14 protein-coding genes are annotated in these 15,363 nt (G+C 67.1%); 4 read left to right on the forward strand and 10 right to left on the reverse strand.

Features of this window, described 5'->3' with window-relative positions; translation table 11 throughout:
• Positions 1-97 precede the first annotated feature (97 nt).
• The 3 genes from C1924_RS10420 to C1924_RS10430 all read right to left on the reverse strand — a co-directional run bounded on the left by C1924_RS10420 (position 98) and on the right by C1924_RS10430 (position 2,950).
• Positions 98-976 carry an acyl-CoA dehydrogenase gene (locus C1924_RS10420; RefSeq protein ID WP_254051107.1) on the reverse strand — a complete coding sequence of 293 codons (879 nt, stop codon included), beginning with the start codon at positions 974-976 and terminating at the stop codon, positions 98-100.
• Between the two features lie 194 nt (positions 977-1,170).
• A complete protein-coding gene (gene xth / locus C1924_RS10425; protein WP_108765228.1) occupies positions 1,171-1,962 on the reverse strand; it encodes an exodeoxyribonuclease III in 792 nt (263 codons plus the stop codon).
• A 91-nt stretch (positions 1,963-2,053) separates the two neighbouring features.
• Positions 2,054-2,950, reverse strand: a complete 897-nt coding sequence (locus C1924_RS10430; RefSeq protein WP_108765229.1) for an SDR family oxidoreductase — start codon at positions 2,948-2,950, stop codon at positions 2,054-2,056.
• Positions 2,951-3,052: 102 nt separating this feature from the next.
• Between C1924_RS10430 and C1924_RS10435 the strand changes: the two genes are divergently transcribed.
• Positions 3,053-3,877 (forward strand): helix-turn-helix transcriptional regulator, encoded by an 825-nt coding sequence (locus C1924_RS10435; protein WP_108765230.1) that lies wholly within the window; start codon positions 3,053-3,055, stop codon positions 3,875-3,877.
• Positions 3,878-4,034: 157 nt separating this feature from the next.
• Positions 4,035-4,730 (forward strand): HAD family phosphatase, encoded by a 696-nt coding sequence (locus C1924_RS10440; RefSeq protein WP_108765231.1) that lies wholly within the window; start codon positions 4,035-4,037, stop codon positions 4,728-4,730.
• A gap of 45 nt (positions 4,731-4,775) precedes the next feature.
• Here the strand turns inward: C1924_RS10440 and C1924_RS10445 are convergent, their stop codons facing one another.
• Positions 4,776-7,010: a TonB-dependent siderophore receptor gene (locus C1924_RS10445; protein WP_254051108.1), complete on the reverse strand. Its 2,235-nt coding sequence runs from the start codon at positions 7,008-7,010 to the stop codon at positions 4,776-4,778.
• A 227-nt stretch (positions 7,011-7,237) separates the two neighbouring features.
• On the opposite strand from C1924_RS10445, the gene C1924_RS10450 reads away from it, so the two are divergent.
• Positions 7,238-7,516: a hypothetical protein gene (locus C1924_RS10450; protein WP_108765233.1), complete on the forward strand. Its 279-nt coding sequence runs from the start codon at positions 7,238-7,240 to the stop codon at positions 7,514-7,516.
• A 31-nt stretch (positions 7,517-7,547) separates the two neighbouring features.
• Here the strand turns inward: C1924_RS10450 and C1924_RS10455 are convergent, their stop codons facing one another.
• The 6 genes from C1924_RS10455 to C1924_RS10480 are packed head-to-tail and all read right to left on the reverse strand — an operon-like array spanning position 7,548 to position 12,959.
• The gene (locus tag C1924_RS10455; RefSeq protein ID WP_108765234.1) at positions 7,548-9,479 is read right to left on the reverse strand and encodes a response regulator; all 1,932 of its coding nucleotides are present in this window, start codon (positions 9,477-9,479) and stop codon (positions 7,548-7,550) included.
• On the reverse strand, positions 9,466-10,335 hold the full coding sequence (locus C1924_RS10460) for an ATP-binding protein (RefSeq protein WP_108765235.1): 870 nt from the start codon (positions 10,333-10,335) through the stop codon (positions 9,466-9,468). Before C1924_RS10460 ends, C1924_RS10455 begins: the two co-directional genes overlap by 14 nt.
• Positions 10,335-11,348, reverse strand: coding sequence for an ATP-binding protein (locus tag C1924_RS10465; protein ID WP_108765236.1), 1,014 nt, complete (start codon positions 11,346-11,348; stop codon positions 10,335-10,337). Before C1924_RS10465 ends, C1924_RS10460 begins: the two co-directional genes overlap by 1 nt.
• A complete protein-coding gene (locus C1924_RS10470) occupies positions 11,339-11,740 on the reverse strand; it encodes an anti-sigma regulatory factor (RefSeq protein WP_108765237.1) in 402 nt (133 codons plus the stop codon). Before C1924_RS10470 ends, C1924_RS10465 begins: the two co-directional genes overlap by 10 nt.
• Positions 11,737-12,099: an STAS domain-containing protein gene (locus C1924_RS10475; RefSeq protein ID WP_108765238.1), complete on the reverse strand. Its 363-nt coding sequence runs from the start codon at positions 12,097-12,099 to the stop codon at positions 11,737-11,739. Before C1924_RS10475 ends, C1924_RS10470 begins: the two co-directional genes overlap by 4 nt.
• Positions 12,099-12,959 (reverse strand): STAS domain-containing protein, encoded by an 861-nt coding sequence (locus tag C1924_RS10480; protein WP_108765239.1) that lies wholly within the window; start codon positions 12,957-12,959, stop codon positions 12,099-12,101. The genes C1924_RS10475 and C1924_RS10480 overlap by 1 nt, the downstream gene beginning before the upstream one ends.
• Before the next feature lie 215 nt (positions 12,960-13,174).
• On the opposite strand from C1924_RS10480, the gene C1924_RS10485 reads away from it, so the two are divergent.
• Positions 13,175-15,361, forward strand: a complete 2,187-nt coding sequence (locus C1924_RS10485; protein WP_108765240.1) for a hypothetical protein — start codon at positions 13,175-13,177, stop codon at positions 15,359-15,361.
• The last annotated feature ends 2 nt before the right edge of the window (positions 15,362-15,363 follow it).

Consider the following 15,363-nt stretch of genomic DNA (forward strand, 5'->3'; position numbering starts at 1 on the left):
CCGGCGATGAGGTCGTCGAGTGCGGTCTCAGGCTGTTGCCAGAGCCAATCACAGTGTTCCCACGCGTGTTCCGCCGAACCCTTTCCATGAATCGTGGCTACAGCGCCCATGGCATCACCTGCCTGGCGCACTGCTCTCCCAGCCATTCCCAGTCCTTGTCGGCATGGCTCTGGCGCATGAAGACGGTCAGATCGGCCCATCGCTTGGCGTGGGCATCTTCCATGCACATGGGTGCGGGGCCAAGTGCCCGCCCTGCAAGGTCCAGTACCCGCGCAGCGGCGCGCTCGACCACACTGCGCACGCGCACCACCTGCACCCGGTGGGTCAGCTGAGGTGCGGCGTCGATGGCAATGGCCAGTTCGCGCAACAGCGCGGCCGCCGGTGCCAAGGCGAGATCGGCCTTGCCCAGCAGGCGTGCGCGCAGCCCCTCGCTGCACGCGTGCTGCATGCGCTCGGCAACAGCCGTTGCCGCACCGAACCACACGGCGGCGATGCCTGCGCCGCCATGCCAGAAACCAGGACGTTCGAGGTAGCTGTTGACGGGCCCCACCGCCTCGGCCTGTGCATCATCGAAACGCACCGTGGTAGAGGGTATTCCAGCCATGCCCGCGGCTGGCCAGGGTTCCTTGTCCATGCCATGCCACTGCGAGGCATCAACCTTGTACAACTGCAGGCCGGATTCAGTGCGTACCGTCACCAGTGCGGTATCGACCAGATCGCTGCCCGAGCACCAGGGCTTGTCTCCGCGCAGGCGGCCGGTGTGGTCGGCGCGCAGCGTGCAGGCAGGGCCTTCGGCCGCCCACACTGCCATCAGCTGCTCCGCAGGGACGGGCGCGCGCAGTTCGTGCAGGATCGCTACGGCGTCGTGGTGGGCCTCGAGCACTTTGGCCAGGCAGAGGTCTTCATGGCCCATGGCAGCCAGGGCCCGCCAACGCTCCAGCGTGTGGCCGCGGCCGGGAAGTGGAAGGTCCGGCATCTGCAACAGACGTTGCCGGGCAAGGTTGGACAACGGGGGCGGCAATACCGGCGCAAGCATCTGGAGGCAATCGCAGGGGACGGACCTGAAACGTAGGCGCTGCGCGATCACGTTGCTGTCTTGCCGATGTGTCGGCTGCATGAACGCTGTGGCGCTGCATGTTCACGGCGCCCACCGCCGTGATGATGAAACGTTCAGGTGCTGACCGTGATCCAGGTCGGCGCGTGGTCACTGGCCTTCTCCTGCAGCCTCACCCAGCGGTCAACGCCAGCGTCCTGCAGCCGCGGCGCCAATGCCGGATTCAAAAGCAGATGATCAATGCGCAGGCCGCGATCGCGCTCGGCGTGCTGGCGGAAGTAATCCCAGAACGTGTAGATGACCTTCTCTCCGTGCACCTTGCGCAGGCCATCGATCCAACCCTGCGCGAGCAGGCGCTCGAAGGCCTCGCGCACGGCGGGCTGCAACAGCGCGTCGCGCTTCCACGCGTTTGCGTCGTACACGTCCAGGTCGGTGGGGATGACATTGAAATCGCCCATCAGCACCGCCGGGTGCGGCAGATCGACCAGTGATCGGGCATGGCGCAGCAAGCGCTGCATCCAGCGAAGTTTGTAATCGAACTTCGGGCCAGGCTGCGGGTTGCCATTGGGCAGATAAAGTGCGCCAACGACGATGCCGTGCACGGCCGCTTCCAGATAGCGGCTCTGGGCATCTTCCGGCTCACCGGGCAGCCGTCGACGGCTTTCAACCGGCATCGCGTCCCGCGCGAGGATCGCTACGCCGTTCCAGCGCGCCTGCCCACACCAGATCGCGCCATATCCCGCCTGTTCGAGTTCGGCTGCCGGGAAGGCGGCATCGGTCGCCTTCAGCTCCTGCAGGGCCACCACATCCGGCGCTTCGCGATCGAGCCAGCCCAGCAGATGCGACAGGCGCGGGCCGATGCCGTTGACGTTGAAGGTGGCGATGCGCAGTTCTTTGCGGCGTGGCATGGGCGGCCTCGGCGACCCCCGCACAGGGATCCATGGCCTGCAGTATCCACGCCGCCGGATGCAGGCGCGGTGCAGGGCCATTCACCCACCGTCAGCGCGGGGCGCGGTAGTCCATCTGCTCAAGATCCTGCAGCAGCGTCGGGCCCACCGGATGCCAATCCAGTCGCTGCTGCGTCAGTGCGCTTGATGCCGGCAGGTCCATGGCAGCAAACAGCGCGAACCAGCCAAACATCGTTGCCGCCTCCTCTGCAGCAATGCTGCGCGCTGCTACGCCCAGCCCCGCGCCCACGACCTCGGCAATGCGGCGTGCGGCGACGCCCTCCTCGGCCACAGCATGGTAACGCTCCCCCGCGCGGCCGCGTTCCAGCACAAGGCGGTACGCACAGGCCACATCATCCACGTGTGCGGCAGACCACCGGTTCCCGCCCTCCCCCACGTAAGCGGCTACGCCTTGTTCGCGCGCGATATCGATGTAGTAGCTGATCAGTCCCTGACGGTATGCATCGTGCACTTGCGGCAGGCGCATCACCCGCACATCCACGCCAGCGTCCAGCAGTGCCGTCCCCGCGCGTTCAGAGGCGATGCGCGGGTTGCCATGGCCAGGATTGAACACGGTTTCCAGGGCCGGCTGGCCGCGCGCGACCTCACCCATGCCGACGCCGGAGGTGATCAGCAGCGGACGCGGCGAACCCCGCAGTTCCGCGCCCAGCGCACCGATCACCGCCGCGTCCCGCTCGCAGTTGGCGGCGAAACGGCTGAAGTCATGGTCGAAGGCGGTGTGGATCACCGCATCGGCCGACGCCGCGCCAGCACGCAGGCTGGCCAGGTCGCCCAGGTCGCCGCGCTGCACTTGGGCACCTGCAGCGCGCAGCGCCTTCGCACCCGCTTCCGATCGGCTCAGGCCAATGACTTCGTGGCCTGCTGCCTGCAACTGCTCGCGTACGCGGCTGCCTATGAAGCCGGTGGCACCGGTCAGGAATACACGCATGGGATACCGCTCCGCTGGAAAGTCGGCCCAGTATCCAGCCGTATCGATCCTGTTAAAGTAGTGAGGTTATACAGGTATACCTACTGACAGGCAGGCATCGGCATGAATCAGCACTCGCTCGGGGAATTCCTCAAGAGCCGGCGCGCACGGCTGGATCCGGCCAGTTTCGGCTTCCCAAGCGGCCGACGGCGAACGCCGGGCCTTCGTCGCGAGGAAGTGGCGCAACGGGCAAGCATCAGCCCAACCTGGTACACGTGGCTGGAACAGGGGCGTGGTGGCGCACCGTCGGCCGAGGTGCTGGACCGCATCGCCTCCGCCCTGCGCTTGACCGATGCCGAACGCGAGCATGTGTACATGCTGGGGCTTGGCCGCCCACCCGAAGTGAAATACCGCAGCGGCGACAGCATCTCGCCCCGGCTGCAGCGGGTGCTGGATGCCCTGCCCTACAGCCCCGCGCTGATCCGCACCCCGACCTGGGACGTGGTCGCCTGGAACCATGCTGCCACGGTGCTGCTGACTGATTACGCTCAGGTGCCAGCCAATGAGCGCAACATCCTGCGCTTCATCTTCAGCAACCATCGGGTGCGCGCCGCGCAGGAGGACTGGAGCAGTGTCGCCTGTTTCGTGGTGGCCTCCCTGCGCGCGGATGCGATCCGCGCCGGGGCCGAGAATGAGGTTGCGCAGCTGGCGGCCGAGCTCTCGGCCAGCAGTCCCGAGTTCGCCGCGCTCTGGCGCAGCAATGATGTGGCCAGCGAGGGCGACGGCAGCAAGCGGCTGAAACACCCGGATCTGGGGCTTTTGGAGCTGGACTTCTCGACGTTTGCCGTGGAGGCGCGGCCGGACCTGTCGATGATTGTCTACAACGCAGGCAATGCGCAGACGCAGCAGCGGATTGCCGCTTTCATCGACGCGCGGCGCGCTTCGTAGGGTCGGTCTTGTTCGACTGCCCACACCCCTGTAGAGCCGAGCCCATGCTCGGCTCAGTATTTCGCGAAGAGCAGCCGAGCGTGGGCTCGGCTCTACTGGGGGATTGCCTTCAGTCGAGCAAGCTCGACGCTACACAACCTGTTGCAAGGAGTACCCGATGCCCCCCTTCCCCTTCGATGCCGTGCTGTTCGACTGCGATGGCGTCCTTGTCGATTCCGAGCCTCTGGTGGCCCGTGTGCTGTCGGAGATGCTGACCGAACGTGGCTGGCCGCTGACCCAGCAACAGGCCGGCGAGATCTTCCTCGGTAAATCGGTGGCCGGCCTGGCCGATCTGATCGAGGAGCGCACCGGCAAGCCGTTCACCCACGAGTGGCTGGACGAATTCCGCCACCAGCGCAACGTGGCGCTGGAGCGCGATCTGACCGAAATTCCCGGTGCGCCCGCCGCCGTGCGTGCGATCCAGGCCGCCACGGGTGGCAGGATTGCCTGCGCGTCCGGTGCCGATCTGCTGAAGGTGCGCCTGCAGCTGGGCAAGATCGGCATCCTCGATGCCTTTGCCGGGCAGATTTTCAGCGGCCAGGACCAGCCGCGCACCAAGCCGCACCCGGATGTCTATCTGGCGGCCGCTGCGGCGCTGGGCGTCGACCCGGCGCGCTGTGCGGTCATCGAAGATACGGTGACCGGCGCCACCGCGGGCGTTGCTGCCGGCGCCACGGTGTTCGGCTACAGCCCGGGCGGCCAGTACCACAGCTCGCCCGAGGCGCTGCGTGCGGCCGGGGCCCACGTGATCTTCGAATCCATGGCTGACCTGCCCGCCGTGCTGGCGGCGTACACGGCGGACCCTGCCGCCTGATCACTGCCGCCGCCGCGCCGGCACAGGCGCGGCGGTGGCAAGGCGTCACCAGCTGAAGCGTGCCGTCGCGGTGACGGTGCGGCCGCTGCCGTAATAGCACGACGACACGCCCGTGCAGGTCGACACGTAACGCTTGTCCGCCAGATTGCTCAGATTCAACGACAACTGCGTGCCCACCGCGCCGTAGTGGCCGACGTCGTAACGGATGGCGGCGTCCCACAGGCTGTACGACGGAATGCGGTAGAGGTTGGCACTGTCGCCGTAGCTCTTGCCGTTGTAGCGCATGCCGGCCGCCAGGCTCAGGCCTTCCAGCGCACCGCCCTGGAAGGTGTAGTCACCCCACAGTGCGGCCGTCCAGTCCGGCACCATCGCCAGTTCCTTGCCGGCGTAGCCGTTGTTGCTGCGGGTGACTTCCGATTCCATCCACGACGCGGCACCGATCACGCTGAAGCCTGCCAGCGGAGTGACGCGCCCTTCCAGCTCGACGCCGCGCACGCGGCCTTCGCCGTCCTGCACCTGGCACTGGCTGGTGCCGGTGGTGCCGCAGGTGTTGTGGCTGCTGTCCGGGTCGTCGGTCAGCACGTTCTGCTGGCGAAGATCGTACGCCGACAGGGTGATCAGGCCATCGAAGCTGGCCGGCTGGTACTTCAACCCCGCTTCCCACTGCTTGCCGGTGATCGGATCGAACGGTGTGCGGTCGAACGACTGCGTGGCGGTGCTGCCCGCCGGCTGGAACGATTCGGCATAGCTCAGGTACGGGGTCAGCCCGTTGTCGGCGACGTACAGTATGCCGGCGTTGCCGCTGAAAGCCTCGCTCTTGATGTGGCTGGGCGCGCGTGCGCCGTAGCGGTTGCTGGCCACTGTGTAGGCCTGGGTCCAGGTGTCATCCTTGGTCCAGTCATAGCGGCCACCCACGGTGAAACGCCACTTGTCCAGCGCGATCTGGTCCTGCAGGTAGGCACCGGTCTGGCGGTTGATGCCACCGGAGTAGCTGATCGACGTGGTGGCCGGAATGTAGCCGCTGTACACCGGGTTGAAGATGTCGATGGCGGTGGGCGTATCGGTGGCCGTTCCCATCGCGCCACGCGCGGCGGTCCAGTCGGCCTTCTGCCAGTCCACGCCCAGCAGCAGGGTGTGCTCGGCCGCGCCGGTGCTGAACTTGCCGGTCAGGCGGGTGTCGGCGGTGTCGCCGCGCGAATCACCCTCGCCCCAGGTGGCGCGACGCTTCTGCGTACGGCCATCGGCATTGAGCGCGCCGTTGGTCACCACGGTGCGGAAGGTCGAATCCACGTTCAGCCGGCGCGCGCTCTGGCTCAGCGTCCAGTGATCGTTGAAGGCGTGCTCGAACAGCCAGCCGCCGGACCAGAGGGTGCGGTCGTAGGTGTTCCAGGTCGGCTCGCCGATGAAGGTGCTGTTCTTCATGTGGCCGTAGGGCGTGGCCACCAGGGTGCCGGCCATCGGCAGGAACTGGTAGGTGGAACCGCCATCGTCGCGCTGGTACAGGCCCAGCACGGTCACCCGGGTGCGTTCGGCCATCTGGAAGGTGTAGCTGGGGGCGAGGAACCAGTGCTCCTGATCGGTGTGCTTGATCTGCGTGTCGCCTTCGCGGTACAGGCCGACCAGGCGGCCCAGATGGCGGTTGTCCGTGCTTGCCGCGCCGAGGTCGAAGGCCGCGTTGTACTGGCCGTTGCCATCCACGCCGAACTGCAGCACCTGCTGCTGGTCCGGGGTGGGCGTCTTGCTGACCTGGTTGACCATGCCGCCCGGGGCCACCTGGCCGTACATCACCGCCGAAGGCCCCTTGAGCACTTCCACGCGGTCCAGGTTCCAGCTGTCGATCATGGTGCGGTTCCACTGCCCACCCTGCGGTGCCCGCATGCCATCGATGGTGACGTTGTTGCTCCAGCTGCCGGCATCGAAGCCGCGGATGCGGAAGTCATCCACGCGGTTGTCGATGCCGGTGCTTTCCAGCGACACGCCGGCCACATAGCGCATCGCATCGTTGAGGGTCTGCACGCCGCGGGCATCCAGTTCCTCACGCGCAATCACGGAGACGGACTTGGCCATCTCCGCCACCGGAGTGTCGGTTTTGGTGGCGCCCGAGCTGTGGGTAACCGTGCGATAGGCATTGACGTGCACCGCGTCCAGATCGGTGGGCGTGGCGCCGTCCGGTGCATTGGCCTGCGCCAGCGCGCCCAGCGGCAGGGCAAGCAGCGAAGCGACGGACACGGTCAACAGCGAGCGCATGGGTGCGCGGGCAATGGAACGGAGAGTGGACATGGGGGACCTGCTGGTAATGAGCGCGCCTGGGGGCGGCGGCAGTGGCGCTGATTAAAGACGCGTTAAATCATACCAGATGCGAATGGTTCCCACTACCATCGGCGCGACAATCGGTCGCGGGCCGCCGGGATCACCGGGCGAGCACGGTGCCTTAACCAACCATGCCTATTCTGGCTGCGCGCCGCGCGCCTGTGGCGCATCCGCAATGGAACGCACAAGGAGATGGCATGACCCACCTGCACCGCCTGATCGTCACCGCCAGCCTGCTGGCCCTCAGCCCGCTGGCCCTGGCCGAAACGGTGAACCTGACCAACAGCGCCGACGGCGCCACCCGCGAAGCCGGCATTGCCGCCGTGAAGAAGAAGCTCACCGACGCCTGCACCGACCGCAAAGGCACGGCCGCAGCCGAGTCGTTCGAGGTGGTCTTCGAGAAGACCAGCGACAATCCGAACGTGCCGAAACCCTATTACGTTGACGGCAGGATGCAGTGCGAGCTGCCCGGCTGACAGGTCCAATACAGGCGCAGTGCGCGCGGCCCTACAGGGCCGCGCGCACTGCCGCCAGCAGTTCCAGCAGGCTGAAGGGCTTGGGCAGCAGGCTCATTCCCGTGCCCAGGAAGGTTTCGCGCACTGCGGCCCGCTCGGTGTAGCCGGTGATGAACAGCACCGGCAGCACCGGGTTGATCTCCCGTGAGGCGTCGGCCAGTTCGCGGCCATCCATGCCGGGCAGGCCGACATCGGACAGCAGCAGGTCGAAACCGGGATCCTGCCGCAGGTGGCGCAGCGCCTGCCGGGCATCGGCGGCCAGGGTGACCTGGTAGCCGGCTTCCGACAGCATCTCACCCACCATCATCCGCACTGCATCGGTATCGTCCACCAGCAGGATGCGCTCGGCCTGGCCGCGCGGTGGTGCCGCCAGTTCCGCCGCTGTTTCGGCATGCACCGGCTCGCCCGCAGGCAACAGCAGCTCGACTTCGGTGCCCTCGCCCGGCTCGCTGGCGATGCGCGCCAGACCGCCGGACTGGCGGGCAAAGCCGTAGGTCATCGACAGGCCCAGTCCCGTGCCCTCGCCCTGCGGCTTGGTGGTGAAGAACGGCTCGAACACCTTGTCCAGCAGCGCCGGGGGAATGCCGGGGCCGTTGTCGATCACCTTCAGGCTGATATAGCGGCCAGGCGCCAACTCATTTTCGCGCTGCAGCGTGCAGGCCTCGGCGCGCAGGCGGACCAGGCCACGGCCGGCCAGCGCATCGCGCGCGTTGATCACCAGGTTCAACACCACGTTTTCGAACTGGTTGACGTCCGCGATGGCGATCAGCGGCGCATCGCCCAACTCGAATTCCAGTTCGATGTTCTCCCCGATCGAGCGGCGCAGCAGGTCTTCCAGCGAATGCGTGCGTGCCACCAGGTCGAAGGGCCTGGCATCCAGCGGCTGCTTGCGGGCGAAGGCCAGCATGCGCTGGGTCAACGCGGCGGCCCGCTGTGCCGAGGCCGCGGCGATGCTGCTGTACTGGGGCACCTTGTCCAGCTTGGACGTGGCGACAGCCAGCTCGATCATGTCCAGCCCGGAAATGATGGTGGTCAGCAGGTTGTTGAAATCGTGCGCGATGCCGCCGGTCAGCTGGCCCAGCGAATCCATTTTCTGCGCCTGCAAAAGCTCACCTTCGGTGCGGGTGCGCTCGGCGATCTGGTGGGCCAGCTCCGTCGTGGCGGTTTCGAGTTCGGCGCGCTGTTCGCGGGCGCGCTGGTGGTGCTCGGTCACGTCTTCCACGACCACCAGCCCATGGCCGGTGCGACGGTCCGGGGTCAGCCGCCACTGCGTATTGCGTATGCCGTTGCGGCTGGATACGGCCAGCACACCCTGCCAGCGTTCCTGCCGGGCCAGCGCATCCTGCAGGTCCAGGACGAATTCCTTGTCACCGCCCAGCAGGGTAAACAGCGAACCGTCGGCATCCCCCTCACTGAGCAGCCGCTCGAACGCAGAATTGGACTCGCGCACCTGCAGCTGCTCATCCAGCACGGCGATGGGCGCATTGACCTGGCTGAAGATCTCCTGGAAGCGCGCATCCGCATCACGCAATGCCTCTTCGGCCCGCCGCGCACGCAGCAGGCTGCGCAGCGTCGCCAGCAGGACATCGGGATCCACCGGATGGATCAGGTACGCGTCGGCGCCATTGTCCAGCCCGGTGATCATGTCGCCGGTCGCAATGGACGCAGCAGATACGTGCACCACCGGCAGCAGCTGGGTGCGGGACTGCACGCGCAGCTGGCGCACCACGTCAAACCCGCTCATGTCCGGCAGATTGACGTCCAGCACCAATGCACCGAAATCTGCACTGGCCAGCCGATCCAGGCCTTCCTGCCCGGTGCCCGCTTCGCTCACCGTGTAGCCGTGGTGTTCCAGCACGCGCCGCACCGAATAGCGCGTCGCGGCGTTGTCATCCACTACCAGTACATGATCAGAGTGTGGCATCGGCGGCCTCCGTCGCCCCGTGCAGCGCTACCGGCAGAATGACATGGAAGGCGGAACCCTTGCCAGGCAGGCTTTCTACTTCCACGCGACCGCCCAGCAGCTCAGCGAAGCGCTTGCACAGCGACAGGCCCAGGCCAGTGCCGCGCAGGCGCTTCTGCAGTGGGGAATCCACCTGGACGAAATCCTCGAACAGCGCCGGCAGCAGTTCCGGTGCGATGCCGATGCCAGTGTCGCGCACGGTGAAGCGCACCTCCGTATCGTTTTCCATCGCCGCCGACACCACCACCTGCCCTTCCGGGGTGAACTTGATGGCGTTGGAAATGTAGTTGCGCAGGATCTGCGCCAGCTTCTTGTCGTCGGTGTACAACATCGGCAGCGGTGCCGGCCCCTCGAACACCAGGTCGATGCGCTGGTTGCTGTCCACCAGCGGCCGGAACATGCCGCGCAGGGCAGCAAACAGGTCCATCAGGTCGAACCAGGCCGGCGAGATGGTGATGCGCCCGGCCTCGATCTTGGCCAGGTCGAGCAGGTCGTCCACCATTTCACGCAGTTCGGATGCCGACGCGCTGACAAACCGCACCTGGCGCAGCTGCTCATCGTTGAGCGGCCCATCGAAACCATCTTCCAGCAACCGCGTCATGCTCAGGATGGAACCCAGCGGCGTGCGGAACTCATGGCTCATGTAGGACAGGAACCGGCTCTTCAGGTCGGAGACCTCACGCAGCTGCGCGGCCTGCTGGTCGAGCTCGGCATACAGCGCCAGCACGCCCTGGTTGGTTTCTTCCAGCTCGGCCCGCAGCGCCGCGTTTTCCGCCGCCAGGCGGGCATTCTCTTCCTGCATCGGCTGCTCGCCCATCACCACGCTCCCATGCGCAGGGCGACGATGCTCGCATCATCGCGCCCGCGGTCGAAATCCCGCTGCAGCACCGCCACCACCAGTGCGGGATGGCGATGCACCAGGCCTGGATAGTCCTGCAGCCGCCAGCGTGACTGCAGGCCATCGCTGTGCATGATCAGCAGCGTGCCCGCTGCGGCGTGAACGTGGAATGCCTGGGCCTTGCGGTACTGCACGCCCACGATGCCCGGCAGGGAGGCCAGGCCACGAAAACCAGTGGCATCGGCGACGCCGGCATTGATGTTGCCGATGCCTGCGAACGCCAGTTCGCCGCCTGCCAGTGGCAGCGTGGCCACCGCCGCCGCCCCGCCGCGGGTGCCACCCATCGCCCGGTGCAGGGCTTCGATGACCGCCGTCGGCATGTCGGTGCCAGCGTCCGATGCGGCACGGGCGCCCGCCTGCGCGGCATCCGTGGCCGGCAGGCCATGACCCAACCCGTCGATCAGGGTCAGCGTCGCCCGATCGTCAGCGATGGACAGATGCCAGGCGTCACCACACGCTTCTTCGCCGCGCATGGCCAGGCGCAGGGCGCCATACGGCGCGTCCACACGCGGGCCGGCGCGCTCGGGGTAGATGCGCGCCACCACGATGCTGCCACGCGCGTCGGACCAGCTGTCGAGCACGGTGGCCTGGCGACGCACCGCGCCCAGCCCCAGCCCTTGGCTGCCGCCGGTCGAATAGCCTTCCACCAGCGATTGCGACAGTACGAACCCCGGGCCGGCATCGACCGTGTACAGCTCGATGCCGCGATGCCCCCGGCCCTGCACGACCGACAGGTGGACCTTGCCGCCGCCTCCATGGCGCAGCAGATTGCTGGCCAACTCGCTCGCCGCAAGGGCGACGCGGCCACTGTCGGTTTCGTCAAAGCCGCTGCGCGCGGCCAGCGCAAGCGCCTCGCGCCGCACCTGCCCGACCTGGGTCGCTTCCTCCACGGCCACGACGCGGGTGACGTGGCCGCTGAAATTCATGTCCATTTGGTGATGGTGACCCGCGTTCCCTGTCCTGGCGCACTGTCCAGCTCGAAGGCATCCACCAGCCGGCGCGAGCCGGAAAGGCCCAGGCCCATGCCCTTGCCGGACGACCAGCCATCGGTCAACGCCTGCTCGATGTTGGCGATGCCCGGCCCCTGGTCGGAAAACACAAGGCGCACGCCGCGGCGCAGGCCATCTTCCAGCAACTGCCACTCCATCTGCCCGCCACCGCCATAGATGACCGTGTTGCGGGCCAGTTCACTGGCGGCCGTCACCAGTTTCGTCTGGTCGACCAGGCGCAGGCCACAGGCCACGGCGGCCTGGCGCACCGCCTGGCGTGCCAGCACCACGTCCTGTTCGACCCGTACCGGCAGCGTCCCCTGGCGCTCGGTCATGGCAGCTCATCACTCCGGCGCAGCAGCTTCATGCCGCGCTCCACGTTCAATGCCGTGCGCACACCACTCAGGTCGAGCCCAAGTTCGACCAGGGTGATGGCCACGGCAGGCTGCATGCCGACCACCACGGTGGTGGCATCCATCACCCGCGACAGCGCGGAAATGGTGGCGATCATGCGGCCGATGAAGGAATCGACGATGTCCAGCGAAGAGATGTCGATCAGCACGCCGCGCGCGGAGGTGCGGCGGATGCGCTCGCTCAGGTCGTCCTGCAGATTCAGCGCCAGCTGGTCGTGCATGTCCACCTGGATGGTGACCAGCAGCAGGTCCCCCATCTGAAGGATCGGGATGCGGTCCATCAGCGGCTGGCCTGGGTCACGGTCAGGCCGGTGCGCTTGAGCGCCAGCGCCAGCGCATCGGCCAGGTTGGCCTTGGTCACGATGCCCTGCAGATCCAGGCCCAGATGCACGATGGTCTGCGCGATCTGCGGGCGCACGCCGCTGATGATGGCATCGGCGCCCATCAGGCGGATCGCAGTGACGGTCTTCAGCAGGTGCTGGGCGACCAGGGTATCGACGGTCGGCACGCCGGTGATGTCGATGATGGCGATTTCCGAGCCGGTATCGACGATCCGCTGCAGCAGCGATTCCATCACCACCTGGGTGCGTTGCGAATCCAGCGTGCCGATCATGGGCAGCGCCAGAACGCCATCCCACAGCTTCACCACCGGGGTGGAAAGCTCCAGCATTTCCTCCTGCTGGCGCTGGATCACTTCCTCGCGGGTGCGCTGGAAAGCCTTGACGGTGTGCAGGCCCAGCACGTCCAGCAGTTCGGAAATCGACCACAGCTGCTCGCCCAGCGCCTGCGGGTCGGTGCTGTGGTGCTGCTGCAGCAACTGGAACAACGGCCGCTTCAGGGAAAAGATGAAGGTCGCGGTTTCCGACGAGGTGAAGCCCTTGATCGCGCGGTCGCGTGACAGGTCTTCGAGGAAATGGCGGATGGCCTGCCACTCGGCGCCGTGCAGCTGCGCTGCGTCGGCCGCGGACAGCGCGGGCAGCAGCAACTGCCAGAACTCATTGACCTGCATGTCCAGATCGCGCGCCGCGATGCGGCTGTCGTCGTTCTGGCCGGCGGCATTGAGGTTGTCGCGCCATTGTGCGATGAGCGACGCCTGGTGTTCGCGGATGAGTTGGATGGTGCGCTGCTGCAAAGCCGCCATGGGTACGGTCCAGGTAGTAGGAAACGCCGGGAGCCGACCTGCAGGACGAGCCCCCTACTCGTCAGAAAGCGTATTAAGCACCGTGAAGACGTTCTCGCCACGTGAAGATTCGCATGCGCGTTCGTCGTGCCGCAGGCGCCCGGCGCCGCGCATTCACGCCACGCCGCAGCCCGCTTCGGGATAGTCACGCACGACCTGCACCGCGATGAGCCTGAATGCCGCCGTTTTCCACACGATTCAAGCAATGGCCACGCCCCTGGCGGGCGCTGGCATGGGCTGTGGCCGGCCTGTACGCGCTGTATCTGCTGGCGGGCAATGTGTTCCTCAACACGCCGCTGTTCGACCGGGTGACCAACCACAAGCCGCACAAGTTCGTGATGCGCACCGGGCCAGCCATCACCCTGCTGCCGGGACATGTCATCGCCTGGAACGTGCACATGCGTGGGCATGTCAACCATACCGTGTATGTGCTGCACGCCGAACGGGCCAGTGCGCGGCTGGCGCTGTGGCCGCTGTTCCGGCGGGAAGTGCGCGTGCCCCGCCTGCAGGCCACCGGCGTATCGGCCGAGGTGACCCGGGTCGAGGAGGCCGTGCCGCCGCCGCCGCGCGGCGACCAGGGCTGGACGCTGCGCTTTGATGCCATCCACACCGATTCCATCCAGCACGCGCGCTTTGGCAAGCTGCTGATCATCGGCAAGGGCAGTGGCACGGTCGGGTTCCGCAAACAGCTGCGCGGAGGCCCGTCGGAACTGTATGACTCGCAGGTGTCCTTCCACAACGCCCTCGCCAGCTACGACGGCGTGCAGCTGCTGGATGCGTTGAACGTGGACGCGCGCTTCGGCTACCCCTGGCACTACCGCGACCAGGCCCCCGGTATCGCCAAGTTCGAGATCATCCACGGTGCATTGAAGGTCGATGCGCGCAGCCATGGCCTCCGCGTGGATACCGATGCGCGCACGCTGGCCGTATCCAGCTCACCCAGCACCGGGCAGCTGCAGGCCGACGTGACCCTCGCGGGCGGCACCCTGCAGCCCGGCAGCCGGGTGATCTGGCGCGTGCCGCTGCAGGCCGGCGCAGGCGCGCCCGATCGCGGCACGCTGGCCCTGCAGATGGACGCCGCCCGCGACATCCGCCTGCAGGCACGCCTGCCGCCGCGCGAAGGTACCGGCGCCGCGCTGGATGCCGACCTGCACATCGCGGGGCGGAAGATCCCCTTCCGCGAACCGGGCCAGCTGATCGAGCGCACCTCCGGCCGGGTGCAGGGCGAGTGGACATTCACCTCGCTCGACTGGGTACCTGCCCTGTTCCTGCGTGAGCCCTGGCTGCAGCTGGACGGCGGCGGCACGGTGCGCGCCGATCTGCAGCTGAAACAGGGTGAGCTTGCGGTGGGCAGCACCGTGGACATTCCCGAAGCCGCGGCCACCGCCGAGGTGGCGGGCGTGCGCATGACCGGTACGGCCAGCGCACACGGCGAACTGAAGCCCGGCACCCCCACCCGCGCCACGCTGGATGTACGGGTACCGCGCTTCAACGCCCGCGCCGGGGGGGCGAAGGGAGACACCCTGTTCGATGGCCGCGATCTGTCGTTGCAGCTCAGTGGTGACGGTCGCCTGCGCGAGTTCCGCAGGGACATGCGCGCGCGCCTGCGTTTCAACAACGCCATCATCCCCGACCTGACGGCCTACAACCGTTACCTGGGCAAGGAACAGGTGCGCCTGCTGGGCGGCACCGGCACCTTGACCGGTGATGTGGCCCTGGATACCGATGGCCGGGTGGGACATGGCACGGCATCGTTGCGCGGCAATGGCGCCCGCATGCGCGTGGCCGGGCTGGACCTGTTCGGCAATGCGGAAGTGGATGCCACCCTGCGCCGTGGCGATTTCAAGCAGCGCTATTTCGACCTGTCCGGCACATCGGTGCGGCTGCGCGATGTGCAGGTGGGCCAGCAGGACCGCAAGGCGCCCTGGCAGGGGCGCGTGCTGTTCAAGCAGGGGCGCATCGACGCGCAGGCCCCGTTCCGGGTGGATGCCAGTGCCGACCTCACGATGAGCGATGCCGGGCCGCTGCTGGGCGTGTTCGCCGAGCGCGGCGACTACCCGCGCTGGGTGCTGTCGTTGCTGGATGCCGGACAGGTGAATGCCTCCACCCGGCTGCGTTGGCAGGCGGGGCACCTCACGCTGGATGGCCTGCAGGCCGAGAACGAGCGCTTGTCCCTGCGGGCGCGGCTCGACCTGGTTGACCAGAACAAGCGTGGCGACCTCTATCTGCGCTGGGGCCTGCTCGGCGCCGGCATTGAACTGGATGGCAAGCAACGCCAATGGCATCTGGCCGGGGCGCGTGAATGGTTTGATGGACGACCCGCCCTGCTCCCTGCGGACGGCCAGCCCGGAGCGGCGGACTGACA

Source organism: Stenotrophomonas sp. ESTM1D_MKCIP4_1 (genome assembly GCF_003086895.1).
Classification (GTDB): Bacteria; Pseudomonadota; Gammaproteobacteria; order Xanthomonadales; family Xanthomonadaceae; genus Stenotrophomonas.

Bases quoted from the DNA above. Each gene is read 5' to 3' on its own strand.
- C1924_RS10485 (WP_108765240.1), top strand. From the start codon at position 13,175: ATGCCGCCGTTTTCCACACGATTCAAGCAATGGCCACGCCCCTGGCGG.
- C1924_RS10445 (WP_254051108.1), bottom strand. From the start codon at position 7,010: ATGTCCACTCTCCGTTCCATTGCCCGCGCACCCATGCGCTCGCTGTTG.
- C1924_RS10480 (WP_108765239.1), bottom strand. From the start codon at position 12,959: ATGGCGGCTTTGCAGCAGCGCACCATCCAACTCATCCGCGAACACCAG.
- C1924_RS10455 (WP_108765234.1), bottom strand. From the start codon at position 9,479: ATGCCACACTCTGATCATGTACTGGTAGTGGATGACAACGCCGCGACG.
- C1924_RS10440 (WP_108765231.1), top strand. From the start codon at position 4,035: ATGCCCCCCTTCCCCTTCGATGCCGTGCTGTTCGACTGCGATGGCGTC.
- C1924_RS10460 (WP_108765235.1), bottom strand. From the start codon at position 10,335: ATGGGCGAGCAGCCGATGCAGGAAGAGAATGCCCGCCTGGCGGCGGAA.
- C1924_RS10430 (WP_108765229.1), bottom strand. From the start codon at position 2,950: ATGCGTGTATTCCTGACCGGTGCCACCGGCTTCATAGGCAGCCGCGTA.
- C1924_RS10475 (WP_108765238.1), bottom strand. From the start codon at position 12,099: ATGGACCGCATCCCGATCCTTCAGATGGGGGACCTGCTGCTGGTCACC.
- C1924_RS10435 (WP_108765230.1), top strand. From the start codon at position 3,053: ATGAATCAGCACTCGCTCGGGGAATTCCTCAAGAGCCGGCGCGCACGG.
- C1924_RS10450 (WP_108765233.1), top strand. From the start codon at position 7,238: ATGACCCACCTGCACCGCCTGATCGTCACCGCCAGCCTGCTGGCCCTC.
- C1924_RS10465 (WP_108765236.1), bottom strand. From the start codon at position 11,348: ATGGACATGAATTTCAGCGGCCACGTCACCCGCGTCGTGGCCGTGGAG.
- C1924_RS10470 (WP_108765237.1), bottom strand. From the start codon at position 11,740: ATGACCGAGCGCCAGGGGACGCTGCCGGTACGGGTCGAACAGGACGTG.
- C1924_RS10420 (WP_254051107.1), bottom strand. From the start codon at position 976: ATGCCGGACCTTCCACTTCCCGGCCGCGGCCACACGCTGGAGCGTTGG.
- xth (WP_108765228.1), bottom strand. From the start codon at position 1,962: ATGCCACGCCGCAAAGAACTGCGCATCGCCACCTTCAACGTCAACGGC.